General features: G+C 42.6%; 24 protein-coding genes. 19 read left to right on the forward strand and 5 right to left on the reverse strand.

The window, feature by feature from the left end; all coding sequences use genetic code 11:
• The first annotated feature begins 30 nt into the window (after positions 1-30).
• The 11 genes from nblS to NMG48_RS00590 all read left to right on the forward strand — a co-directional run bounded on the left by nblS (position 31) and on the right by NMG48_RS00590 (position 8,471).
• Positions 31-2,007, forward strand: a complete 1,977-nt coding sequence (nblS, locus tag NMG48_RS00540; protein ID WP_271253539.1) for a two-component system sensor histidine kinase NblS — start codon at positions 31-33, stop codon at positions 2,005-2,007.
• 12 nt (positions 2,008-2,019) lie between these two features.
• On the forward strand, positions 2,020-2,481 hold the full coding sequence (locus NMG48_RS00545; protein ID WP_271253540.1) for a hypothetical protein: 462 nt from the start codon (positions 2,020-2,022) through the stop codon (positions 2,479-2,481).
• Between the two features lie 126 nt (positions 2,482-2,607).
• The gene (locus NMG48_RS00550; protein ID WP_271253541.1) at positions 2,608-2,862 is read left to right on the forward strand and encodes a hypothetical protein; all 255 of its coding nucleotides are present in this window, start codon (positions 2,608-2,610) and stop codon (positions 2,860-2,862) included.
• 44 nt (positions 2,863-2,906) lie between these two features.
• Entirely contained in the window at positions 2,907-4,313 is a 1,407-nt protein-coding gene (locus NMG48_RS00555; RefSeq protein ID WP_271253542.1) for a GUN4 domain-containing protein, read from the forward strand.
• Positions 4,314-4,642: 329 nt separating this feature from the next.
• The gene (locus tag NMG48_RS00560; RefSeq protein ID WP_271253543.1) at positions 4,643-4,885 is read left to right on the forward strand and encodes a hypothetical protein; all 243 of its coding nucleotides are present in this window, start codon (positions 4,643-4,645) and stop codon (positions 4,883-4,885) included.
• Entirely contained in the window at positions 4,882-5,289 is a 408-nt protein-coding gene (locus NMG48_RS00565) for a putative toxin-antitoxin system toxin component, PIN family (protein WP_271253544.1), read from the forward strand. Before NMG48_RS00560 ends, NMG48_RS00565 begins: the two co-directional genes overlap by 4 nt.
• 28 nt (positions 5,290-5,317) lie before the next feature.
• Entirely contained in the window at positions 5,318-6,082 is a 765-nt protein-coding gene (locus tag NMG48_RS00570) for an ABC transporter ATP-binding protein (RefSeq protein ID WP_271253545.1), read from the forward strand.
• A 43-nt stretch (positions 6,083-6,125) separates the two neighbouring features.
• Positions 6,126-6,377 carry a type II toxin-antitoxin system Phd/YefM family antitoxin gene (locus NMG48_RS00575; RefSeq protein ID WP_271253546.1) on the forward strand — a complete coding sequence of 84 codons (252 nt, stop codon included), beginning with the start codon at positions 6,126-6,128 and terminating at the stop codon, positions 6,375-6,377.
• On the forward strand, positions 6,374-6,628 hold the full coding sequence (locus NMG48_RS00580) for a Txe/YoeB family addiction module toxin (RefSeq protein ID WP_271253547.1): 255 nt from the start codon (positions 6,374-6,376) through the stop codon (positions 6,626-6,628). Before NMG48_RS00575 ends, NMG48_RS00580 begins: the two co-directional genes overlap by 4 nt.
• Before the next feature lie 36 nt (positions 6,629-6,664).
• Positions 6,665-7,717, forward strand: a complete 1,053-nt coding sequence (locus NMG48_RS00585) for a DUF3326 domain-containing protein (protein WP_271253548.1) — start codon at positions 6,665-6,667, stop codon at positions 7,715-7,717.
• Between the two features lie 136 nt (positions 7,718-7,853).
• Positions 7,854-8,471, forward strand: a complete 618-nt coding sequence (locus NMG48_RS00590) for a metal-independent carbonic anhydrase (protein ID WP_271253549.1) — start codon at positions 7,854-7,856, stop codon at positions 8,469-8,471.
• 88 nt (positions 8,472-8,559) lie between these two features.
• On the opposite strand, the gene NMG48_RS00595 is transcribed toward NMG48_RS00590, so the two are convergent.
• Positions 8,560-9,597, reverse strand: coding sequence for an aromatic ring-hydroxylating dioxygenase subunit alpha (locus NMG48_RS00595; RefSeq protein WP_271253550.1), 1,038 nt, complete (start codon positions 9,595-9,597; stop codon positions 8,560-8,562).
• A 303-nt stretch (positions 9,598-9,900) separates the two neighbouring features.
• On the opposite strand from NMG48_RS00595, the gene rpmG reads away from it, so the two are divergent.
• Complete coding sequence (gene rpmG / locus NMG48_RS00600) at positions 9,901-10,095, forward strand: 50S ribosomal protein L33 (protein WP_009629301.1); 195 nt, start codon at positions 9,901-9,903, stop codon at positions 10,093-10,095.
• A 38-nt stretch (positions 10,096-10,133) separates the two neighbouring features.
• Positions 10,134-10,361, forward strand: coding sequence for a 30S ribosomal protein S18 (gene rpsR / locus NMG48_RS00605; RefSeq protein WP_126386092.1), 228 nt, complete (start codon positions 10,134-10,136; stop codon positions 10,359-10,361).
• Between the two features lie 85 nt (positions 10,362-10,446).
• Here rpsR and NMG48_RS00610 read toward each other — a convergent pair whose 3' ends face one another.
• Positions 10,447-11,418, reverse strand: a complete 972-nt coding sequence (locus tag NMG48_RS00610; protein WP_271253551.1) for a histone deacetylase family protein — start codon at positions 11,416-11,418, stop codon at positions 10,447-10,449.
• A gap of 130 nt (positions 11,419-11,548) precedes the next feature.
• Here NMG48_RS00610 and NMG48_RS00615 point away from each other — a divergent pair, with 130 nt between their 5' ends.
• From NMG48_RS00615 to NMG48_RS00630, 4 genes are all read left to right on the forward strand, one after another.
• Entirely contained in the window at positions 11,549-12,169 is a 621-nt protein-coding gene (locus NMG48_RS00615) for a helix-turn-helix transcriptional regulator (RefSeq protein WP_271253552.1), read from the forward strand.
• Between the two features lie 111 nt (positions 12,170-12,280).
• Entirely contained in the window at positions 12,281-15,976 is a 3,696-nt protein-coding gene (locus tag NMG48_RS00620) for a PAS domain S-box protein (RefSeq protein ID WP_271253553.1), read from the forward strand.
• Between the two features lie 343 nt (positions 15,977-16,319).
• Positions 16,320-18,365, forward strand: coding sequence for a magnesium chelatase ATPase subunit D (bchD, locus tag NMG48_RS00625; protein WP_271253554.1), 2,046 nt, complete (start codon positions 16,320-16,322; stop codon positions 18,363-18,365).
• Between the two features lie 151 nt (positions 18,366-18,516).
• Positions 18,517-19,170 (forward strand): DUF2459 domain-containing protein, encoded by a 654-nt coding sequence (locus NMG48_RS00630; protein WP_271253555.1) that lies wholly within the window; start codon positions 18,517-18,519, stop codon positions 19,168-19,170.
• Positions 19,171-19,193: 23 nt separating this feature from the next.
• Here NMG48_RS00630 and NMG48_RS00635 read toward each other — a convergent pair whose 3' ends face one another.
• Both NMG48_RS00635 and NMG48_RS00640 read right to left on the reverse strand, forming a co-directional pair.
• A complete protein-coding gene (locus NMG48_RS00635) occupies positions 19,194-20,441 on the reverse strand; it encodes a tetratricopeptide repeat protein (protein WP_271253556.1) in 1,248 nt (415 codons plus the stop codon).
• 16 nt (positions 20,442-20,457) lie between these two features.
• On the reverse strand, positions 20,458-21,279 hold the full coding sequence (locus tag NMG48_RS00640) for an FAD-dependent thymidylate synthase (protein WP_271253557.1): 822 nt from the start codon (positions 21,277-21,279) through the stop codon (positions 20,458-20,460).
• Positions 21,280-21,588: 309 nt separating this feature from the next.
• Here NMG48_RS00640 and argH point away from each other — a divergent pair, with 309 nt between their 5' ends.
• On the forward strand, positions 21,589-22,980 hold the full coding sequence (argH, locus tag NMG48_RS00645; protein ID WP_271253558.1) for an argininosuccinate lyase: 1,392 nt from the start codon (positions 21,589-21,591) through the stop codon (positions 22,978-22,980).
• Positions 22,981-23,169: 189 nt separating this feature from the next.
• The gene (locus NMG48_RS00650; RefSeq protein ID WP_271253559.1) at positions 23,170-23,607 is read left to right on the forward strand and encodes a peroxiredoxin; all 438 of its coding nucleotides are present in this window, start codon (positions 23,170-23,172) and stop codon (positions 23,605-23,607) included.
• 230 nt (positions 23,608-23,837) lie between these two features.
• Here the strand turns inward: NMG48_RS00650 and ureC are convergent, their stop codons facing one another.
• Positions 23,838-25,550: an urease subunit alpha gene (gene ureC, locus NMG48_RS00655; protein WP_271253560.1), complete on the reverse strand. Its 1,713-nt coding sequence runs from the start codon at positions 25,548-25,550 to the stop codon at positions 23,838-23,840.

Raw genomic sequence — 25,550 nt, forward strand, 5'->3', positions numbered from 1 at the left:
TACAAATATCTAACAAATGCCTACAAAAAGATGAACTTTTTGCTTCAAATTTACAATACATCCCGACGTTGGTGGACAGAGTTTTCACTCCAAACGAAGCTAATGGCTCTGATTACGCTGCTAGTGTCTTTGCTAATGAGTGCAGTCACATTTTGGGCAGTCAACGATATTCAGACCGATGCTCGCCTCAATGATACGCGCTTTGGCAAAGACTTGGGATTGCTACTTGCTGCTAATGTTGCCCCTTTAGTTGCGAAAAATGATCTAGAGGAAGTAACACGCCTATCTAAAGAATTTTACGATAGTAGCTCTAGCATTCGCTACATTCTCTATGCTGATCCCGATGGTGAAATTTTTTACGGTATCCCATTTAATTCCAATGAGGTACAAAATTCGCTGAGCATCAGGCGGCGGATTCAGTTACCCGAAGATCCGATGTCGCGCCCCGATCGCCCTTTGGTTCGCCAGCATATTACGCCACAGGGGGAAGTAACAGATGTGTTTGTGAATTTACAACATGATGGTAAATCACTAGGAATTATTGCGATCGGGATTAATCCTAATCCGACGGCAGTTGCCTCTTCGGGACTGACTTTAGATGTGACCACAGCTGTCTTTGTGTCGATTTGGGCAATGGTGATTTTGGGGGCTGCCTCGAATGCGGTGACAATTACGCGACCACTGCGGGAACTAGTGGCTGGGGTACAAAATATTGCCAGTGGTAATTTTAAGCAACGTATTGATCTGCCTTTTGGGGGTGAATTAGGGGAATTGATTCGTAGTTTTAATGAGATGGCTCAAAGGCTCAAAACCTATGAAGAACAGAACATTGAGGAGTTAACGGCTCAAAAGGCAAAGCTGGAAACCTTGGTATCGACGATCGCTGATGGGGCATTATTACTCGACTCAGATATGCGAATTGTCCTCGCTAACCCTGCGGCAATTAAAATCATGGGCTGGGAGCAGGATGCAGAAACCAGTAGCTGGAAAGGTAAAAGTATCTTAAATATTTTGCCAGAGCGACTCAGTGAAGAATTAGGACGATCGCTGATGCAAATTGCCACAGGCGATCGCGAAGGCGGCGAATTTCGGATCATGGCATCGGGTGATAAGGGGGACTCGGTGCTAGCCCATGCCTTTAGAATCTGGATTACTAGCGTACTTAGCTCCAGCAACGAGATTAAGGGGATTGCGATCACGATCCAAGACATTACCCGTGAGGTGGAGCTAAATGCTGCCCAGAGTCGCTTTATTAGCAATGTCAGCCATGAGTTACGCACACCATTATTTAATATCAAGTCCTTTATTGAGACTTTGCATGAATATGGCGATGAGTTAAGCGATGAACAGAAAAAAGAATTTCTCGGTACGGCAAATAATGAAACCGATCGCCTGACGCGCCTTGTCAATGATGTACTGGATCTCTCGCGCCTCGAGTCGGGTCGTCAATATCATTTCTCGGCGATCGATCTATCCGAAACCATCGAACAAACTGTACGCACCTATAAGCTCAATGCTTCCTCTAAGGGTATTGATCTGCTCCATGAGATTGCGCCAAATCTAGAAAGAATTTGGGGTAATTATGATTTGATTTTGCAGGTGTTATCTAACCTCGTTGGTAATGCGCTCAAATTCACTGAAGCTGGGGGTAAAGTCACGATCCGTATTTATCCTTGGCAAGACCAAACCACCACCCATCCCCATCGCATTGTCAATTATGTGCGGGTCGAAGTCGAAGATACAGGTTGTGGTATTCCTGCCGAAGATTGCGATCGCGTATTTGATCGCTTTTACCGCGTCGAGGATAAAGTGCATACCCTTGAAGGTACTGGCTTAGGTCTATCGATTGTCCGTAACATCATCGAAAAACACCATAGTACGATCCACATTAAGAGTGAGGTTGGTGTGGGTACGACGTTCTGGTTTGACTTGAGTGTGTATCAAGATCGTTGTGAGTTACCAGTAGCTGGCGCGATCTCTACACCAGTTCAAGCAATGACGGTTTAATACAGTTGAACGATGTATGACAACACCTGTAAATTTTTAGTCGAAAATTTCCCCACCGACTTTGCCAGTTGGCTCTTGGGGAAGCCGATCCCACTGACGAAACTGGAACCATCGGAGCTATCCGCCGATCCGATCCGTGCTGATTCCGTAATTCTTTTGGAATCAGCAGAAGTGATCATGCATCTAGAATTTCAAACCAAAACCGATGACACAATGGCTTATCGGATGGCTAATTACTACTTGCGGCTCTATGGCAAATATCCCACTAAGGATATTCATCAAACTGTCATCTACTTAAGAGAAACAGGGTCATCACTTGCCTATCAATCAAGCTTTAACACTAAAAAGTTAAATCACGAATTTAATGTCATTCGTCTTTGGGAGCAACCTACAGAAATTTTTCGACAGTATCAAGGACTGTTGCCTCTGGCAGTTTTAACAAAAACAGGCGATCGCACGGAAACCTTAAGATAAGTTGCCCAACTAATTAATAATATTGATGATAAAAAAGTTAAAAGTAATGTCGCTGCTGCCACAGCAATTATCTCTGGGTTAGCATTAGATCATGAAGTAATTCAACGATTACTCAGGAGTGAGATCATGGAAGAGTCAGTAGTCTATCAAGAAATTTTGCGCGAAGGTTTAGCTAAAGGCAAAGCTGAGGGTTTAGCTAAAGGCAAAGCTGAGGGTTTAGCTAAGGGCAAGGTTGAAGCGACTAACCAAATTGCGCTCAATATGTTGCGTTCTAATATGTCTCCAGATTTAGTGGCTCAGTTAACTGGGCTAACCCTAAAACAAATCCAAAAACTACAAAAAATTGCGACAAAGCAGTCTAGTACAAGAAAATCATCTTAATGAAGTAATTAACTCACGCCAGTATAGAAACACCTAGCAAAATCATGAACTATATAAAAGCTATTGAATCTGCAATCGGAATAACATTTCTCGATAAAAACTTACTTTTACAATCGCTAACTCATACAACTTATGCACGATTGATAGGTGATTCTGAAGCTCATAATGAATGGTTAGCAATTTTTGGAGATACTTTACTTGACTTAATTGTGGTTGAGCATCTCTACAAAATTAATGGCAATCGGTATGGTAAGCAATTTATTTCTGATGAACGAGATAAATTGGTAAAGAGGGATGAAAATCTGATCTTATTTTCAAAAAAAATCTTTCTCGATAAACTTGTCAGAGCTAAAAAGACAGACGATCGAATTAGCTTAGAAGATATCATCCGCTCGTTTAAAGCATTGTTAGCTGCTATATATTTGGATCAAGGATTAGGTATAGTCCAGAATTGGTTTATAAATCAATTTCTCTCGCCTCTAGACTCAGATAGTAGTGAAACTATAAAGAATAATCTATCAATAGTTGATATAGCAGTTATTGAAAAGGCAATCTCTCACGAATTTTGCAATAAAGCAATCCTTCAAACAGCAATTACAGAGCGTTCTTATGCCGTGCGATGGAAAAATGCTGGTGACCATAATGAAGGGTTAGCATTGTTAGGAGATTCTTTATTAGATTTCATTGTTCTCGAATATCTCTACAACCTCAAAGGAAAATATGGGAAAGGTAAGTTGTCGAGTAATCGAGACAGGTTGGTGAACGATAATACACTAGAATTTATTGCTTGCAGATTGGAATTAGTACGCTTTATTCGCCACGATGGAATGTTGGGGGCTAAAAATTTGACGGATGGGTTAGAAGCTATATTAGGGGCAATTTATCTTGATGGGGGACTCAATGTTTCAAGAGATTGGCTCTTTAGGCAGATCCCAAAAGAAATCATTACTCAGATAGAAAATGAGTTTCACCAAGATGAATCGATGTCGCAAGGTTTACCTGCAAATATTTTCAGTACAGATTCCTTAATTTCATCAACAGGCATAAGCTACAGCAGACTTAATGATTTATTGAGTAATGGAAAATGGCAAGATGCTGATCTAGAAACAAAGGAATTGATGTTGCGTGTTGTCGAACAAGTTGACTTTTTGCCAAGCGGATTGATTGATACTTTTCCCTGTGAGGATTTAAAAATAATCGATCAACTATGGACATACTATTCAAGTGGTCGGTTTGGGTTCAGTACTCAGGTTGCAATTTTGAGAGATGTAGAATCAGATTGGGACAGTTTTGGGGATCGTGTGGGTTGGCGAGGACAGTCTAAGAATGATCGTATTTATAGCCTGAATGCTCCCAAAGGACATCTTCCTTCATCAGCTAACCGTCTTGCTGGGAAAGGTGCTAAAGCGAGGATGCAACTGTTGAAACGTGCGGAAATATGTAGATTGTAAAAAATTTGATTTGGATCTTGTTGATTCGCCAATTCTAAAGTAGGAGTTTGACTTATACTGATTCAAAAAATCATCCAAAAATCACAAGATATACCAGAAGAAAAACTTGTCAAAATTTATGAGCGTTGCACAATGAATGCGTGATTCGGATAATTCATAGTGGTGAAATTCTTGCTTAGTAGCTTCGTCATATTTTTTGTGTCTTTTAAATATGTAATGCCTAATTCCTTACTTTTGACTAAATTTAGGTAATGATTAATTACAACATTTCACTTCTAATTTACTAACAGTAAAACTTAATATTTAATCTTGTATTGGAGGATAAAAAGATGCCAAACATAACTCTTAGTAACGAGCAAGTTGTGGAGCTAGTTAAACAACTACCTCAAGAACAAAAAACAGAAATATTTAGATTTTTATTGATTTCTCAATGGCAAGAATGGCAAGATTTGTCTAGCTATGGATCTGATAAAGTCAAACTTGCAGCACAAGAAAGAGGATACGACTGGGAAAAGATGTCTGAAGCAGAAAAAGAAGAATTTATTGATGAAGTTTTACATGAAACTCCATGAAATACATTGTTGTTTTTGACACAAATATCTTGATTTCTGCATTGTTCTCACAAACTGGAAGTCCGTTTCGAGTCTTAGCACTAGCAAAAATTGGACAGATAGAGTCTGTAACCTGCCAAGAAATTTTAGACGAATTTGCTGAAAAGCTATTATTAAAATTTAAATTCTCTGAAGAAAAAACTCGACTTGCGGTTAATGAAATACAGAAGTTTTCGCGGATAGTGACAATTTCTGGAACACTTAAAGTCGTGCCGAATGATCCTGATGACGATATGGTAATTGAGTGTGCGGTAGCTGGTTGTGCAACGCATATAATTACAGGTGATAAACACCTTTTGTCACTTAGTCAACATCAGAATATTGCGATCGCTAAAGCCACAGACTTTGTTAATTTATTTACTTAGTATGCTCAACTTTTAACCCGTCAAATCTATGTCGATTGCCCCAATCCTTAAAGCTGAAAACATCTCGAAATCCTTTGGCGGTATTCATGCCGTAAGTAATGCGCGGATCGAAGTACCTACGGGAAGTATCACAGGGCTAATTGGTCCCAATGGGGCAGGAAAAACCACATTTTTTGGATTACTCTCCAATTTCCTGAAACCCGATCGCGGCACAGTGCAATTTGACGGGATACCAATTCAAGGCAAACCACCCCATGCGATCGCCAAACTCGGCATGATCCGCACCTTTCAAGTACCTCGCGTCTTGTCGCGCCTATCAGTACTAGAAAACATGCTACTGGCAGCTCAAGATCAAGCAGGTGAAAAGTTTTGGAATACTTGGTTTCAAGGACAAAAAATCGCCACACAGGAAAAAGAAAATCGCGAAAAAGCAAGACATATTCTCGAATCCGTCGGCTTAATCAGAATGGCAGACAACTACGCAGGTTCTCTATCGGGTGGTCAGCGTAAGTTATTAGAAATTGCCCGTGCCTTGATGACTGACCCCAAATTAATTTTGCTAGATGAGCCTGCGGCGGGAGTAAATCCTGCCTTGATCGAAGAGATTTGTAGCCTGATCCACAAGTTGAATCAACAAGGATTAAGCTTTTTGATCATCGAACACAATATGGATGTGATTATGTCCCTATGCGATCGCGTCTGGGTCTTAGCCGAAGGTCACAACCTCGCTGATGGCTCACCCGCAGAAATTCAAAGCGATCCTAAAGTTTTAGAGGCATATTTAGGTTCATAGATATGTACAATGTACTGTACATATAATCACTAGGTGACTAGTTATGAATGCAGTTACTTATACCTATGTCCGCAATAATCTTGCGAAAACCTTAGAGAAGGTTTGTGATGATCACGATCCTGTAATTGTGACCCGTCAAAATCAAAATTCAGTAGTGATTATGTCACTTGAGGACTACGAAGCTCTTGCAGAAACTGCCTATTTGTTGCGTAGCCCCCAAAATGCTCAGAGGTTAATTAGGGCGATCGCTGATCTAGAATCTGGTAAGGGCAAGCAGAGAGAACTTGTCGAATGACGATAATTTTTTCTGACGATGCATGGGAAGACTATCTTTACTGGCAACGTACCGATCCCAAAATCCTCAAACGCATTAATACACTAATCAAGGAAATTCAACGCACTCCCTACGAAGGCATCGGTAAACCTGAAGCCTTAAAACATGGCTTTTCGGGTTACTGGTCAAGACGTATTACTGATGAGCATCGCATTATTTACAAAGCGGAAACTGATTCTTTGCTAATTGCTCAACTTCGTTATCATTACTGAACAATTTTTTTTGGTCTATCAATTCTCCAATACCAGATGTCGTTGAATTCAAAATCCCTGTCTCAATCTTTCAATGTGTTGCTACTAGTGCCTACTGGCATTAATGCGTCGATCGGTGGTTACGCAGGGGATGCCTTGCCAGTGGCGAGAGCGATCGCCTCAATAGCAGATAACGTAATCACTCATCCTAATGTCTTAAACGGCGCGAGTTTATATTGGTCAATGCCAAATGTGTTATACACCGAGGGCTATGCCCTCGATCGCATGGCAAAGGGCGACTGGGGACTGCGTGCGGTCAGATCTAATCGCATAGGTGTAATTCTCGATCGCGGCATGGAACCAGATTTAGAATTGCGCCACCGTCAAGCAATATCAGCAGCACAGGCAACTTTAGGTTTAAACATTACCGATGTTCTCGTTACCGATCACGATCTGGGAGTGGAACTGCGATCGGGAGACTCTGGCGCAACATGGGGGACAATCGCGAACCTCGATAGTTTGCTCAGAGCCGCCGAGAAATTGATTAAAGTTTCTCAAGTAGAAGCGATCGTAGTTGTCGCCAGATTTCCCGATGATCCTGATAGTGAAGCATTACAAAACTATCGCCAAGGTAAAGGAGTGGATGCTCTTGCAGGAGCCGAAGCCGTAATTAGCCATGCGATCGTGCGCGAGTTTGCCATACCCTGCGCCCATGCCCCTGCTTTACAACCATTACCCCTCAATCCAAGCGTTTCGCCCCGTGCGGCGGCAGAGGAATTAGGCTATACCTTTTTACCCTGTGTGCTAGTCGGGCTAAGTCGCGCCCCGAAGATCATTACCAATCGCAATCTGCTTAAGCCCGATGATATTACGGCTGATGATATTGATGCGATCATTACGCCTTACAGTGCTTGCGGTGGTGCGGGTTTATTAGCACTTAATCCATTACCCCATGTCCAAACTATTTTTGTGAAGGAAAATCAAACAGGACTAAATGTTACTCCTGAGATGTTGGGATTAAAAGGCGTTGTAGTTGCAAATTATTGGGAAGCGATCGGAGTTTTAACAGCGATTAAATCTGGAATTAATCCTCAAAGCTTAAGACCATAAGTAACATTTTCGTGAATTGGTATTACAGAGAATATTTCTGTAACACCAACCCTAAACGGCTAAGCAATGTTTTGCTGTTCCAAGTGCAAAATTCATGAGACGATTAGCTACATAATATTTGCAACTTATAACAATTATGAAGTTTTGGAAGATTAGCATTTCGGCATTGTTGGCTACAGTTACATTTGCCTCTGGAACTCTATTAGTAGTCAAGACATCTGTTGCCCAATCTAAGAGCACAACTGCTCCTTCAAGTCTGAAGACAACTATTGTCAACAGAGCAATTACTGAAAGTGAGGTTTTAGAAGCCCAAAAAGCTTGGGGAGAAGCATTGGTATCTATTTCCACAACATATGAAAAAGAGGGCAAAGATGCTGCTAAAGAATTAGCTGGAAAGGTAATTGACAAAGCCTACGGCTATCAATTTGGACTTGTTCTTTTCAAGCCAACACTCACTACAGCTCCCCAGACATTCCGAACTACCCGCGCAAGCGCTTTGGCTTATTTTGTCGGGGATGATCCTGCATTTCCAAGAGATAAGGGTTTTGCTTTGAATGGTTGGCGAAAAGTAGAGATTAATAATATTGGAATCTTTATTTCTGGTGATACGGCTACCTCTATGGGTAAAGTGAATCTTACCGATAAAGATGGCAATGTGGTCACAGTAGACAAGACTTGGCAGTTCTTTAAGGATGATAGCGGTAAGCTACGCATTATTGTTCACCACTCCTCATTACCTTATTCAGGTAAATAATTCATCCAGCGATGCAATCATAAACCACAAAATGGTAAGAATCGCAAAACGATTCTTACCATTTTGTAGCACGAATATTAATATCAAACTAGGAAGTAAAAGACTTGCCTAAACCCAAAGCCGCAAGCTTTTTACGGAAAGTAATCGAGCTTTTATCGCCAGCAATATGTACCTCGTCAGCAAGGCAAATTGGCAAATCCTCTGGCCATTGCTCCTCAACGATCGCCTTGTCCTCATAAAATACCTGATCATTAAAATCGAGAGTGTTTTGTAGAGGCGCATCTTTATCAAAGTTTCGACAAATCGGGACAAACAATCGCGTTTTCCTTGCCGAAATTGGCGAAGCCGCGTTGAGAATATGTAGCTTGCCATGAGGGAAGAAAACAGTCAGCTTGGCGGTGAAGGGAATAAACAGTTCAAATAGTCTTCGCCACAAAAAATCAGGCGGAGCTAAATGCTTCATGCCATGAGCATAGTTGCTAACAGTACTGATATAGTCGGCTCTGAATCCAGAGGCTGTTTGCTCGATACTATAGTCTGGCACTTCGGGATTATCCTTTTCCCCAAAAGACTTCGCATGGATAAAGGCAAAGTGACTGACATCTAAGAAGCCTTCCACTTGTCGCCCTGCTGCCGCATCCAAATCCACGGACTTGGGTAACACCTGAATATAATCTGGATCTTCCCATTCAGCTAATTCAGGGAATGGAACTGCACCATTATCGATCAATCTTGTCCAGACTAACCCATAGCGCTCCATCACTGGATAGGTCTTGAGTTTAAGTCTTGATGGAATTGTGGCTTCAGGCTGAGCAGGAATATGAACACATTTCGCATTGCAGTCATATTGCACACCGTGGTAAGGACAAACAAGGCGATCGTTTTCAATCCAACCTAAACTCAGGGGTGCGCCACGATGCAGGCATAGATCTTTAGCAACAATAACCGAGCCATCGGAAACTCGATAAATCACCAATCTTTCGTCTAAGAGGTGTGTACCATAGGGCTTTTCAGATGTGATCTCATGGGAAAATGCAACGGGATACCAGAAGGGTGCAAGCGCTTGCCAATCAGTTGAACTAAAAGTGCAATTGCGTGGCAAAGATACTTCTTTGGTTGCTACCATAAAAATCACTCTTTTGTTTAGTTCTATAGAATTGACGTTACAACGCACCAAAGTTTTATTCTGTATAACTTTGCACGAATCTAGTGAACGCGAGTTCGAGATAACTCAAAACCCAAAAGTAAAAGGCTTGCTAAGCAAGCCTTTTACTTTTGGGTTTTTAAAATTTGCTAGCTTAACCCGAACTGACGTTAGTTATTGCGATCGCCAAAATTTCTGACAATAATTTTCCTATTGATGTGGAAGTAGGATGATTTTGTGTAATACTTGTAGATCGCACTTTTAAGTAATCTCACAACTAAAAAAATGGCTAAAAACAAAGGTGTCCGTCTCGTTATTACGCTAGAGTGCACCGAATGTCGCACCAATGCCAATAAGCGATCTCCTGGTGTATCTCGTTATACGACCATGAAAAATCGTCGTAATACCACTGCAAGATTAGAACTCAAAAAGTTCTGCCCTCATTGCAACTCTCACACTGTTCACAAAGAAATCAAGTAGTCCGTAAATCCCAATCATTAAAATCGCATAATCCCATCATGGCAATTAACTCCTCTTTTTATCGCAAGCGCCTCTCTCCGATCGCGCCTGCTGCCAAAATCGACTATAAAGATGTCGAATTACTGCGTAAGTACATCACCGAACGTGGCAAAATTCTTCCCCGTCGTATTACAGGTTTGACCGCAAAGCAACAACGTGCTTTAACCACAGCGATTAAACAAGCGCGTGTAGTTGCATTACTACCCTTCATCAACAAAGAAGGTTAAGAAATAAAAGACGCAATGCGTCTTTCTTATATTTGAGATCAATAAAAATATTAGGGGTAATTCATGAATTGCCCCTAAATATTTTTTATAGGCATTGCTCAATAACGCTAATAACTGATCGCGAAAGGCTATCAAAGTCATAACCGCCTTCTAGTCCAAATAAAATTTTGGGTGTTATTTCTAGACAAAGCTTTGTCAAAGTCCCAAAATCCTCTGGTCTGAGTAAAACGCTAGCAAGGGGATCGTCTGCATTAGCATCAAATCCTGCACTGATAATTAGTAAGTCAGGATTAAATTTTTTCAGGAATGGAATAACTTGATTTTCAAATACTGGTAAATAATCCGCAATTGTCGAATTAGCACGCATCGGAATATTCAAAATATTGTCATGCTCACCTGTTTCATCTTGATGTCCTGTCATCGGATAAAACGGTGCTTGATGGGTGGAAATATAGGCAATATCATGACGATCCCATACCGCTTCCTGTGTGCCGTTGCCGTGGTGCACATCCCAATCGAGAATCGCCACACGATTTAAATTGAGACGATCAATTGCTGACATTGCCGCGATCGCCGCATTACCAAAAATGCAAAAGCCCATACCTGAGTGGGCGCGAGCATGATGTCCGGGGGGACGAGCTAGCACAAAGGCAGGACGACCAGAATTAATCACAATATCCACACCATCTAGCCATGCACTAACGGCTAACAGGGCAACATCATAACTTTGCCAAGATGCGATCGTATCCCCGTCAATATAGCCACCACCTTGATTTGTTAATGCACGCACCGAATCAATATACTCCTGCGTATGAAAACGGCGTACTTCCTGCAAAATATCCACCCCCGATCGCTTCCGTGATTTGACCGAAGTTGGTTCTTGCCAAACTAATTGCGGAGCGATCGCCGAATTTTTTAAAGCATCGATTATGGCAGTAAGCCGACCTGCTTTTTCGGGATGATAAGTCCCTGTATCATGCTCTAGAAAAATATCAGAATAAATGATTGGAAATTTATGGGTAGATGGGGAAGTAATTTCTAAGTTAGATGTCAACATACGCACTTTTGCCTATCGATTAATCAACTAATAGTTGTTGTCTCTATAGAGACTAGCGTTATACTTTTAAAATTACTGATTTGTTGGAAATCTTTCATATTTTCATAGCAATTTTACTTAGGGTTTTCCTGTGGTCGATCCATCTCTACCAACGCAGCAATCAGATACGGAAATGCTAGCCGTGCCAGAGGAACTAGCATTGTCGTTTAAAGAGATTATCCATCTCTATCACTACAACAAACAAAATACATTAGAAGCTGTCAGAAATCTTCTTTCCACAGCGAAAGAAGACATAGATTATTCACTATTAGAAAATCAAAATTTCGCTAGTTATCCCAATAATTCAGAAGTAGAAAGTGAAGATGAATTTCGCAAAAGTTGGGATGGTATATTGAATGTCCAAGTCTATATTGATACTGAAATTTTTGGGGAATTAGATCCTAGACCACCTGCCCTCGTAGAGCTTAACAGTAGCGATATCGACAGCGAGACGGTAATTCAGCATACTGAAGCAACTGAAGCTTATGTTCAGACATGGAAGGAATTAGCGAAAAGTATGTCTACTTTTCCTGATGATTTGTTTACACGCCTCTGGACAACTATAGAAATCGCCAAAATTTTGGAATGTTCACCTAGTAGTTTACGCCGTGCGCGAAGAAGTGGTCGTTTACCAATTCGGATTAAGGATTTAATTCTTGATTGTATTTCCCATGATGGAAAGAGGAGTCTATGGTTTGTCCGCCCAGCCTAAAAAAAGAGGGATTACACTTTACCTAATTACTCTTTTTTAAGTAGCGTTTAAGTCGAGATCGCTATAACATCAAGGTAGAATTATGAACTCTCATTCTTTGCCTATTAGTCCATGATGTCTTCTCAAGACTTACAAAAACGCTTTGGGCTGGGCAACATTTCCCTGTATTGGGTAATGCTCGTACCCTTTGTGGTGCAGATTGTCGGAGCAGTGAGTCTTGTAGGTTATTTATCTTACCGTAGTGGTGAATCGGCAATCGATAAACTAGCTAATCGGATTATGCAAGAGGTCGGCGATCGCATTGATCAAAACCTTGTTAACTATCTTCGCAAACCCACTGAAATTAATCAAAACAACGCTGCTAGCATCAAACTGGGAATTCTGGACTGGCAAAATCTGGCAACTGTAGAAAAATATTTTTGGCAGCAATCACAAATCTTTACAGATATATCTGCCTTGGCGATCGCAACAGAACAAAAAGAAATTCTCATCATCGAAAAATTAGATGATGGCTCCCATGCCATTCGGTTAAGAGATCAAACCACTAATTACAATTGGGATAACTACCTCGCAGATTCTGATGGTAATCGCAAACAACTGCTCAGGCGTTCATCTACCTACGATCCTTATAACGATCCGCCGAATAATCCTTGGTATGGACAGACAAAAAAGGCAAGGCGATCGCTCTGGCGGTTAACCGTTTCTCTCGCAAATCCAAAGAAACCTTCTCTAATTGCTGCCAACTTCCTTCCATTTTTTGATCGCAACAACGATTTCCAAGGCGTATTGGGAACTTCAGTTTCCTTAACCCAGCTTGGTGACTTCTTAAAAAAGCTCAAAGTTAGCACATCGGGACAAGCTTTTATCATTGAGCGCAATGGTCAGATGATTGGCATGTCCACAGGTGAAATTCCCTTTCGACAGGGTTTACTTGCACCATTGACTACAGGGGGACTAAACAAAAATGTCGATCCCAATAATCGCCGACTCCATGTTTTAAATAGTCAAAATGATTTAACCAAGATGACTGCTCAATATCTGATTGAACATTTTGGTAGTTTAGAAAATATCAAAGAACGCCAACAATTACAATTTGAGCAAGCTGGAATCCACTATTTTGTGCAGGTTTTACCGCTTCAGAATGATCTCAATAATCAAGATTTGGATTGGCTCGCGGTACTGGTAATACCTGAAACTGACTTTATAGCTGAGATTCAGGCAAATAAGAATTTAACAATTTGGCTATGTGGACTAACTTTAGTTGTATCGATGGGAATTGGGATCGTGATTACGCGCTGGATCACCAGTCCCATTTTACGCCTAGGCAAAGCAAGTGAAGCTCTAGTCAAGGGAGATTGGCGACCGATATCCGAAGATATTGCGATCGCCGAGATTAAAACCCTAGCCATATCATTTAATTGGATGGCTGAGCAGTTTTACCAATCTTTTACTCAAATAAAAAACACTCTTCGTGACTCAGAAGCAAAGTTTTCCAACATTTTTCAAGTCAGCCCCGATCCTGCGTGGATTGCGACATTAGCAGAAGGAAGATGCCTTTATGTAAATCAAAGTCTGGGTCAGTTTATGGAAACTGACCCAAGTAATATCATTGGTCATACCTGTAGAGAAATTGATCTGTGGGACGATCTTGAGGATTTTCATTATTATCATCAAACCCTAGTTAAGGAAGGAATCATTCAAAACTTTGAAGTAGTCGTTCGTACCGCTACTAGAGCCACTAAAACCGTCTTAATATCTGCAATTCGGGTATATCTAGATGGACAAGACTGTGTGATTGGCGTAATCAAAGATATTAGCGATCGCAAACAGTTAGAGATGACCTTAAGAGATTCTGAAAAACGCTTAAGGCTAATCCTAGAAAGCACTCCAGCTTTTATTGCAGGTATATATATTCATAATCTCGACATTTGGGAATATCAATACTATTCTCCTAATGCAGAAGCGATTTATGGCTATACAAGTGAACAAATTGCCCAAAATCCTTGGCTGATTCCCTCATTGATCTTGCCAGAAGACATGAGAAGGGTAATCAAACCGATTTTACCCGAAATCATGACTTCAGGATTCAATACCACTATAGAATACAGAATCCGCCGAGTTGATGGCACAATTCGCTGGCTCAGTAACACCCTAAGTTCCATTTGGGATGAGTCAATGCAATGTATTTACATGACAGGAATCACTCTCGATATTACTGATCGCAAACAAGCAGAAGCAGATCTGGATAACAGCAAAACCTTTGTCCAAAGGATTATGGATATTACTCCAAATCTGATGTATATCTATGATCTAAAAAAACAACGCAATGTTTACGTCAATCGTCCGATAGCTGAGCTTTTAGGCTATTCTGACATCGAAATCCAAGAAATCGGCGCAAATTTATTGCAAACCATTTGTCATCCCGATGATTTTGAAAAGGTTTGTGAAGCAATCCAGCAATGTCAAGCACTCAACGATCATGAATATGTAGAGCTAGAATATCGAGTTAGAGATGCCGACGGAAACTGGCGCTGGCTATATAATCGTGAAGGAGTATTTTCGAGAGCATCTGATGGCAGTGTTAAGGAGACTCTTGGCACTTCCCAAGATATTAGTAATCTCAAAGAAGTAGAAATAGAACTTCGAGAAAGCCAAGCCAAACTCAACGCTGCTTACACAGAACAAAGTATTCTATTTAACGCGATGACTGATGTCGTCTTAGTTCGAGATGCTGAGGGACGTTGTATTAAGATAGCTGCAACCAAAAACTTAAACTTAAAGGGAACCTACGAAGAAGTTTTAAATAAACCAATTAATGAAGAACTTCCACAGGAATGTGCCAACATAATTTTGCAAGCCATTCACACATCTTTGGCGACAAGACAAATGGTAAGTTGTGAATATAGCTTAGAGATCAATGGTCGCGATCTATGGTTTGTAGCGAGTATTTCACCTTTGACTGAAGATACAGTGATCCAAATTGCACGGGACATCACCGAACGTAAACATGCCGAGATCATTTTAGCTAATGCCAAGGAAGCCGCAGAAGCCGCAACTAAAGCTAAGAGCGAGTTTCTAGCCAACATGAGCCATGAAATCCGCACGCCGATGAATGGAGTTTTAGTAATGGCGCAGCTACTTGCGACGACAGAACTCACAGAAGATCAACAGGAATTCGTCCAAACTATTCTCGATAGCGGCGATGTCCTATTAGCAATTATTAATGATATTCTCGATTTTTCTAAAATTGAATCGGGAATGCTAGAAATAGAGCAAAGAGAATTTCTTTTAGAAGAAGTCATAAGTTCTGTTTTTAATTTACTCAATGGTCAAGCCAAAGACAAGAAAATTGAGTTGCAATATTCGCTACATCCTGATATGCCGACGCATATAGTGGGGGATAGCGCTCGTTTACGGCAGGTTTTGATCAATTTAATTGGTAACGCAATCAAGTTTACCCCCTGTGGCACTATATCGGTCTCAGCTACAGCTAGTCCTTTAGCTAATGATAAACAATATAAGCTTCAATTTGCAGTTACAGATAATGGCATTGGCATTCAAAGCGATCGCATTGTTAATTTATTTCAGGCTTTTACTCAAGCTGACACCTCAATTAGTCGTCGCTATGGTGGCACTGGGCTAGGTTTAGCAATTAGTAGAAAACTGATTGAACTCATGGGAGGAACGATCTGGGTAGAGAGTTTTGGTCAAATTGGGGGGAATTCTCCTGTCGGTTGGCAATCTGAACTAGTCACACAAGGTGCAACATTTTATTTTGTGATTCATGTAGCTGTACATGAGATGTAGTGCTTTGTGCTGTTTAGCTGAGAGCTGCGGAGCAACTCTCTATGCTGAGAATTGCTCCGCAGATCTCTATTGGTTTTTATGTCCTGATTTGAGTGGCTATAGCTATATCTCATCCTCTAAATACAACGTCAGTTCGACGAAGGCGGAAAATGGTAAAAATCGCTAAGCGGATTTTTACCATTTTCCGCCATTTGCGCGGCGCAAATGGCGTTATCGAACTCACGTTAATATAATTAGCGATCGCGATAAATAGTTTCGCAGACTGCGAAACGCTATAATTGACTCGAAGCTTAAAATTTCATTTTTTAAATTTTTCATATTTCATAACCCCATAACTCGATCAATGGTATCTTCGCTGCCCCTAACCACAAACATCACCAATATTCCCATCACCTTTCCCCTTGCGGCTGTGGTCGGTCAAGAAGCAATTAAAACCGCTTTACTACTTGCAGCGATCGATCCTGCGATCGGTGGCATTGCCCTCGCAGGTAGACGTGGCACGGCTAAATCCGTCCTTGCTCGTGGTATTCATGCCCTTTTACCTCCCATTGAAGTCGCCGTTGAATCCCTCAGCAATTGCGATCCGACTAAGCCTGACACATGGGACGATGTACTGGTCAAGGCAATGAAGGATAAAGATCCTAGTGAAATTCAAACCAAAGTCATTCCTGCGCCATTTATCCAAATCCCTTTGGGAATTACCGAAGATCGACTGATTGGTTCCGTCGATGTGAGTCGTTCGGTGCGTGAAGGTCAGACCGTATTTCAACCAGGGTTATTAGCAGAAGCCCACCGTGGCGTTCTCTACATTGACGAAATTAATTTACTCGACCCGCAAATTTCTAATTTACTGCTTTCGGTTCTCTCCACAGGTTATAACCAAGTCGAACGGGAAGGAATTAGCTATCAACATCCCTGTCAACCTTTGCTGATTGCTACTTACAACCCAGAGGAAGGAGCTTTAAGTCAGCATTTGATGGATCGGATTGCGGTTAATCTCTCCGCCGATGGCGTTCTCTCCCTCGATCAGCGCGTAGAAGCTGTGGATATGGTGTTGGATTATGCCAATTCCCCTGAAGCCTTTTTACGTGGCTATGATGCCGATGTTGATGATCTGCGAACCCAGATTATTTTGGCGAGAGAATGGCTGAATGATGTGACCATTTCCAGAGCGCAGATGCAATATTTGATTGCAGAAGCTGTGCGGGGTGGAGTGCAGGGACATCGGGCGGAACTATTTGCGGTGCGTGTGGCGAAGGCGGCGGCAGCGCTGGAAAGTCGAACTCAAGTTAATGCCGATGATTTGCGTCAAGCGGTGGAATTGGTGATCGTACCGAGATCGCCTCTTTCTCCAGAACAACAGCAACAACAACCCGAACAGCAGCAACAGCAAGCACCACCCCCACCGCCCAATGATGATGGTGAACAGGAGCAAGAGGATAATCAAGAGGATCAGGAACAAGATCAAGAGCAGGAAGATGAATCTCCTGAAATTCCTGAAGAGTTTATCTTCGATCCTGAAGGTGTAATTCTCGATCCTGAAGTGCTATTTTTCGCCCAGTCCATGCAAAAACAGGGGCGATCGGGTACGCGCAATGTAATCTATTCCCAAGAGCGTGGGCGTTATATCAAGCCAGTTTTGCCTCAAGGAAAGAGCGATCGCATAGCCGTTGATGCCACTCTCCGCGCTTCGGCTCCTTACCAAAAGGCAAGGAAAGCGCGTCAACCCCATCGCAAAGTCATCGTCGAAAGTACCGATGTCAGAGCGAAGAAGTTAGCCCGTAAGGCAGGGGCGCTCACGGTTTTCCTCGTGGATGCGTCAGGCTCGATGGCATTAAATCGGATGCAATCAGCTAAGGGAGCGGCTTTACGGATGCTCACAGACAGCTATCAAAACCGTGACCAAATTTCCTTGATTCCTTTCCGAGGTGAAAAAGCGGATGTATTGTTACCACCTACCCGTTCCATTGAGGCAGCAAGGCGGCGTTTGGATACCATGCCCTGCGGTGGTGGATCACCATTGGCACATGGTTTGACGCAAGCGGTACGTGTGGGTTTGAATGCTAGACAATCAGGAGATGTTGGTTCAGTAACAATTGTGGCGATTACCGATGGTCGTGGCAATGTGCCACTAGCGCGATCGCAGGGTGAACCGATCGATCCTGAAAATAAGCCCGATATCAAAGGTGAATTAATCGATATTTGCCGTAAAATTCGCGCCTTGAATATTGGTCTATTAGTTATCGATACCGAAAACAAATTTGTATCGACGGGCTTTGCTAAGGAACTCGCTGCCGCAGGTGGTGGTAAGTATTACCATTTACCCAAGGCAACTGATCAAGCGATCGCCAATGTTGCCATGAGTGCGATCGCAGATCTGCGTAACTAAACAAGAAAGGGTGCTTTGCCACTTTTCTTGTTTATGGCTTAATTCCTATCTTCGATTTTGTAGAAGCGCAACCCTTCGGGTTGCGCTTCCATAAACCATTGAGAATTGCTATATGATTATTAGAAATTAGACAATAGCTTGAAAGTTAATCGTGTCCCGCAAAAGAAAAATTGCGATATTGTTAGGCGTATTGTTGGGGATTGCAGTAGCAATCGCTAGTTACTTTCTCTATTGTCCTAGCCCTGTTGCAGGTCTATTTCCACCACCACCCAATACCAAAACTCGGACGATTTATTTTGTGCAGCATGACTGGCATTCAGGATTAGCATGGGCGCAACAAGATAAGGAAAACTTTGGTGCGGAAGCTTGGAAGGATGCGCCATTTGTGGAAGTAGGATGGGGCGATCGCCAATTTTATTTTGCAGGCGATCAATCAATTCCTTCAATGCTGCGCGCAGTTTTTATTCCATCAGATAGCGTGATGCACGTAGCCAGCTTTGTGGAATCACCCGAACAATTTTTCAAATTTCCCGTTTTTAAAATCGAATTATCAGAAGTCGGTTTTCAAAATTTATTTGCCTATGTGAAACAGACTTTTGCGGTGAATGAAACTGGCGATCGCTTAGCGGCGATCGGTAAGGGACAGTATGGTGTGAGTAATTTTTATGCGGCAGTTCCTAGATATTTCTCTTTGTTTAACTGCAACACATGGGCTGCCGAAGCTTTGCGCCAAGCAGGGGTTTCTATCTGTCCTAATCGCGCTCTGTTAGCCAAAAATCTTGCTGAACAACTAAAACACCAATAAAGATTTTAGCTAAGCCCAAATCTTTATTGGAACTCCTGCAACGCCGATCGCAATATTTCCGCAGTTTCGTAATTTTGTTGCTGCTCATGGAGTTGAATGGCTTTAGTAAAAGAGGCGATCGCTTCTGGGAAATATCCCACCTTCATCAGCACCACACCCAAATTTTGATGGGCATCAGCATAGTCTGGTTCTAGAGAAATAGCCTTTTGATAAGCGGCGATCGCTTCCGTAAAACGTCCTGCAGTTTTGAGCGCAATCCCATAGTTGAAATGCCCTTGGACAAAATTGGGAGCAATTTGAGTCACCTTTTCAAAACAGGTGATCGCTTCCTGTTGATTAAGCTCTTGATAGATATTTCCTAAATTGAGATAAGCAGATAGCTTTACGAGATTAGGAACATCTAGCTCAATTACCTGTTTATAAGCATTTTTCGCTGATTCCCAATCCTCATTTTGTTGATAGGCAAGCCCTAAATGGTAATAAATCTCACAGCGAGTCAAGTTCTGTTGATCGGTATCATCAATTAATGACAAGCCCTTTTGTAATAGAGAAATACCAAAATGGCGATCGCTGTCGGGATTATTGATATACAAAGCCCCTAATTTATTGAGCATATAACTGTCCTCTGGAAACACTTCTAAATGCTTGTACATTAGCTTTTGAGCAAACTCATACTTATGCCTAAGTTGAATTGCGCTATCCATGTAGCCGTAATGAAGTAAAACTGGAACTTCCACATCTAGAACTCTCCAATGTGGTTCTTTCACCTGCAAAGCAGCTACCGATTGATCAATAGATTCATGGTAGATTCCCGTAAAGGTAATTGCAGGATGATTGCGGAATAGACGTAATATGAGGGAATAGGGAGCTTGTCTTGCACCAATTTCCGATCGCAAAAGATTTGCAGCCAGACAATCCTCTCGTTCCATCACCTCTTGCAAAATCGCGATCGCACTTTGTTCCAAAACCTCATCAGCATCGATGACTAAGATCCATTTACCCTTAGCCTGTGCGATCGCATAGTTTCGCACCTGTGCAAAATCGTCACACCAAGCAAAATGAAATACTCTCGCTCGATATTTCTTAGCAATGGCAACGGTGCGATCGCTTGAACCTGTATCCACGACAATAATTTCATCAACAAGCGATCGTAAGCTCTCCAGACATTTTGGTAGATGCTGCTCTTCATTTTTCACAATGAGGCAAGCACTTAATAATATAGGAGATGGCGATTTAGAAAATCCTTTTTTAGCTGTTTTAATACGGGACATGGAGAAATCTTGGTATTTATTTACTAAGCCGATTACGTTCTAAATCAAATCGATAGGACTGAAAGCCAGTAAAATTAGCCCGTTTTTCGGAATTAGCTATAGCCATAGCAACATGCTCAAAGGGAGATAGGTGAGCTGGTTTAGAAGTTAATAGGCGATCGTGCAGCTTCACATCATCGGCAAGACTGCGAACCCCATCATGATTGAGATAGCTCACTCGCGCACAACGTCCTACGGCAACCTTAATCAATTCATTAATATCACTAATTTCATCAATATCTTCTTGTTTAATTAGTGGCAAATGCCATTCCCCTGCGGCTAGTTGTTTGGGCTGACTCGCATCATAGGCAGCTTTCATTTTATTAGCGAGAGCTTGGATTTCAGGCTGTGCGTCAGGATGACAACGCTGCTCGAAAAAGTTTTGATATTCCGTGCCTGAACAAATTACAGTAATTGTGGAAAAAGGTTCCAAAAGGCGATTGACAACTTGTTTATGAATACCAATATGCACTAATTGTTTGGCATGACGAATCGCATCAAGTCTAGCTTCCTGCCACACTGCTGAGGCAGCTTGCATTTCCTCTTCTGTAACTTCGGTTTGGGCGGACATTCCCTTTTGATTTTTACCCCAATGTAATGGATAGACTTCTTGACTCTCGACAAGTTTAATCATCTTTTCGACAGGAATGGCGCGACTGCTGCTGCTGTTTTTGCTGAGCATTCGATGGGTCATGAATTCTGAGTGAATCATGCGGTGGTAGGTCAGCACAAAAGTAGTCAGGCGATCGCCTGTTAAATTAACGCTATCAGCAATGATCGCGGCTTGGGGTTGAAACATGATGCTTAATTCTTAATTCATCTAAGATTGTAGTCTTGATTGGCTATATGGGGTATGGCTTTTAGGATAACGGCTAATTTCAAGCTGCCCCACACCTCTGCGGGGCGCTCAGCAACAAAGTAAGTAGCTAGGCATAATTAACAAATAGAGCCAAAAACTGTAGCCCACGCTGAGCGTGGGCTACAGTTTTTGGGTTTTTATATTTAATTGCGCTCAGCAACTTACGATAAATAGTCAATTCATGACAAAAAGGCGCAAAACTGGCTGTCAAAAAGTAAACTAAGTCTTCAAGTACTACAGTTTTTTTGTATGAGCCAGCCAACAGCCCCCCAACCTTGGAGTCAGCGTTTCGAGACCGCGCTGCATCCTGCGATCGCACTATTTAATGCCAGCATTAATTTTGACATTAATTTAATTGAATACGACATCACGGGATCGCAGGCACATTCGCGGATGCTAGCAAAAGTCGGCATCATTAGCGCCGAAGAAGGGGAAATGCTTGTCAACGGATTAGAGCAGATCCGCCAAGAATATCGATCTGGAAATTTTAACCCTGGGGTTGATGCTGAGGATGTCCATTTTGCGGTAGAGCGTCGTCTGACAGAATTGATCGGTGATGTCGGCAAAAAAGTACATACTGCGCGATCGCGTAATGATCAAGTTGCTACGGATGTGCGTTTATATCTGCGTGACCAAATTCGCAAAATCCAAAAGGATCTAAGGACTTGGCAACAAACTCTAGTTAGTAAAGCTGAGCAACATATTGAGACTTTCATCCCTGGATATACGCATCTACAACGCGCCCAGCCCATTAGTCTCGCCCATCATCTCTTGGCATATTTTGAGATGGCACAACGTGACTGGACGAGACTAGATGAGATTTATAACCGAGTCAATATTTCTCCCCTTGGTTCGGGGGCTTTGGCTGGTACGCCCCATCCAATTGATCGGCACTACACTGCGGAACTATTAAACTTTGGGTCTGTGGGGCGCAATAGCCTTGATGGTGTGTCTGATCGCGACTTTGCGGTGGAGTTCCTCTGCGCGGCAAGCTTGATCATGGTACATCTCAGCCGCCTTTCCGAAGAAGTAATTCTTTGGTCATCACAGGAATTTAGTTTTGTAAAGCTAAGCGATCGCGTCAGCACTGGCTCTAGCATCATGCCCCAAAAGAAAAATCCTGACGTTCCCGAACTAGTGCGTGGTAAAACTGGACGTGTGTTTGGACATCTCCAAGGCTTGCTGACAATTATCAAGGGCTTACCTCTAGCTTATAACAAAGATATGCAGGAGGATAAGGAAGGGATTTTTGATGCTGTAGTAACCGTTCGGGCTTGTTTGGAAGCAATGACGATTCTCGTTGAAGAAGGCATTGAATTTCAGCCTAAACGCCTTGCCGAAGCCGTTGCTGAAGACTTCTCTAATGCGACCGATGTTGCCGACTATCTAGCTTCTAAGGGAGTACCTTTCCGTGAGGCATATCAACTAGTTGGGAAGTTGGTCAAAACCTGCACTAGCGAAGGGATTTTGCTGAAGGATCTATCCGTTGAGCGTTGGAAAACTTTCCATCCTCAGTTTGAGGCAGACATTGTCGATGCGATCGCACCTGCACAAGTAGTCAAGGTTCGTAATAGCTATGGTGGGACTGGTTTTGACCAAGTCAGAAGTCAAGTCGAAGCAGCGAAACAGTTAATTGCGTAGTTACAGCACTTTGCGCTCAAACCCGAACCAAGAAAATCTTTAAAAGCCTTGCAAAGCAAGGCTTTTAAAGATTTTCTTGGGTTCTTTTGATCAAAAACTACTGTAATTGCGTAAACATCACCTAACATTGTCTAAAATTTTAGCTGTGCTAAAATCCCAACATTATCCACAAATATCAAAAGGTTAATTATGCCTCTAGCAGTCGGTACGGATGCCCCAGCGTTTACCACCCAAGATACCAACGGCAATACAGTATCTTTATCTGATTTTGCTGGAAAAACCGTAGTATTGTACTTCTATCCTAAAGACGATACCCCCGGTTGTACAAAAGAAGCCTGTAGCTTCCGCGATGCCAAATCTCAATACGAAGGTAAAGATGTGGTGGTTCTAGGAGTCAGTGCTGATGATGAAGCTGCCCATCAAGCCTTCACTGCTAAATACGACCTCAATTTCCCATTATTGGCGGATACCAACAAAGCTTTGATCCAAGCCTATGATGTTGATGGTGGTGGTTATGCCAAGCGTGTCACCTATGTGATTAGCCCCGAAGGAAAAATAATTCTTGTCGATACTGCAATCAACACATCCACCCATGCCAGTGACATTTTAGCTGCATTAGGATTGTAAGGATTCTGCGATTGAATAATTTTTGTGGTGCGGTTTCGCCACACCACAAAAAATTAGTTCTTTTTTTATAGAGATAATAAGTTGAGGTGTTACGTGGAACCCTCATCCCCCAACCCCTTCTCCCGCAGGAGAAGGGGAGCAAAACCCATATTATTTTCTTGTTCCCCTCTCCTGCGGGAGAGGGGCTAGGGATGAGGGCTTTACAACCTTCCACATAACACCAGTAAGTTCTAAAACAAGAAATATCGCTGTGCCATCGGCAATACTGACGCAGGCTCACAGGTCAATAATTCGCCATCAGCACGAACTTCATAGGTTTCTGGATCTACTTCCATCACTGGCAATGCATCATTAAGCTTTAAGTCACGTTTACTAATATTACGAGTTCCTTTAACCGTGAGTACTTGCTTCTGTAAGCCTAATTGGGTAGGAATACCTCGCTCCATTGCAGCTTGAGAAACAAAGGTAAAGGATGTGGGTGCGATCGCGCCGCCATAACTGCCAAACATCGGACGCATATAGACAGGTTGCGGTGTAGGGATACTGGCATTGGCATCACCCATCTGCGCCCATGCAATGAAGCCTCCTTTAAGAACCATTTCGGGCTTTACACCAAAAAAGGCAGGATGCCAGAGAACGAGATCGGCGATTTTGCCAACTTCAATGGAACCGACATATTCGGAAATCCCATGCGCGATCGCAGGATTAATCGTGTACTTTGCCACATAGCGCTGAGCGCGGAAATTGTCGGCTCTAGTACTTTCGGAACTTGAAAGAACTCCTCGCTGCACCTTCATTTTGTGAGCAGTTTGCCAAGTTCTGATAATCACTTCACCGACTCTTCCCATCGCTTGCGAGTCAGAGGAGAGCATACTAAACGCGCCGATATCATGGAGAATATCTTCAGCAGCGATCGTTTCGCGACGGATTCTTGATTCGGCAAAGGATACATCTTCGGGAATACTAGGATCGAGATGGTGACAAACCATCAGCATATCCAAATGTTCATCGAGCGTATTTAAAGTATAGGGACGGGTGGGATTTGTGGAAGATGGAAGTACATTTGCTTCACCGCAAATTTTGATAATGTCGGGAGCATGACCACCGCCAGCACCTTCAGTGTGATAGGTGTGGATAACGCGATTTTTAAAAGCAGCGATCGTATCTTCCACAAATCCTGCTTCATTGAGCGTGTCCGTGTGGATGGCAACCTGCACATCGTACTCATCGGCAACACCCAAGCAAGTATCAATCGTGGCGGGAGTCGTTCCCCAATCTTCATGAAGCTTCAAGCCGATCGCACCTGCTTCCACCTGTTCGACTAAGCCTTCAGGCTTGCTGCTATTTCCTTTACCGAGAAAACCTAAATTCATCGGGAAAGCATCGGCAGCTTGCAACATGCGATACATATTCCAAGGACCGGGGGTGCAGGTGGTCGCATTTGTGCCAACTGCGGGACCCGTACCACCACCGATCATCGTCGTGATCCCAGAGGCGATCGCTACTTCAATTTGCTGTGGACAGATGAAATGGATATGGGTATCAATACCCCCTGCGGTGAGAATCCTTCCTTCTCCTGCAATGATTTCTGTACCCGCACCGATGATGATATTCACATTGTCCTGAATGTAAGGATTTCCTGCCTTCCCGATCGCCACAATCTTGCCATCTTTAATCCCCACATCAGCCTTGACCACGCCCCACCAATCGAGAATTAAAGCATTGGTAATCGCGACATCAACGGCTCCATTGGCATTAGTAATTGGCGATTGTCCCATGCCATCGCGGATCACCTTACCACCACCAAATTTCACCTCATCGCCATAGGTGGTGTAGTCGCGTTCCACTTCAATAAACAGTTCCGTATCAGCTAAGCGAACTTTATCACCAACGGTTGCGCCATAGGTCTCTGCATAGGCGCGGCGGGACATTCTGTAACTCAT

This window comes from Pseudanabaena sp. Chao 1811 (assembly GCF_027942295.1).
In the GTDB taxonomy this organism is placed as follows: domain Bacteria; phylum Cyanobacteriota; class Cyanobacteriia; order Pseudanabaenales; family Pseudanabaenaceae; genus Pseudanabaena.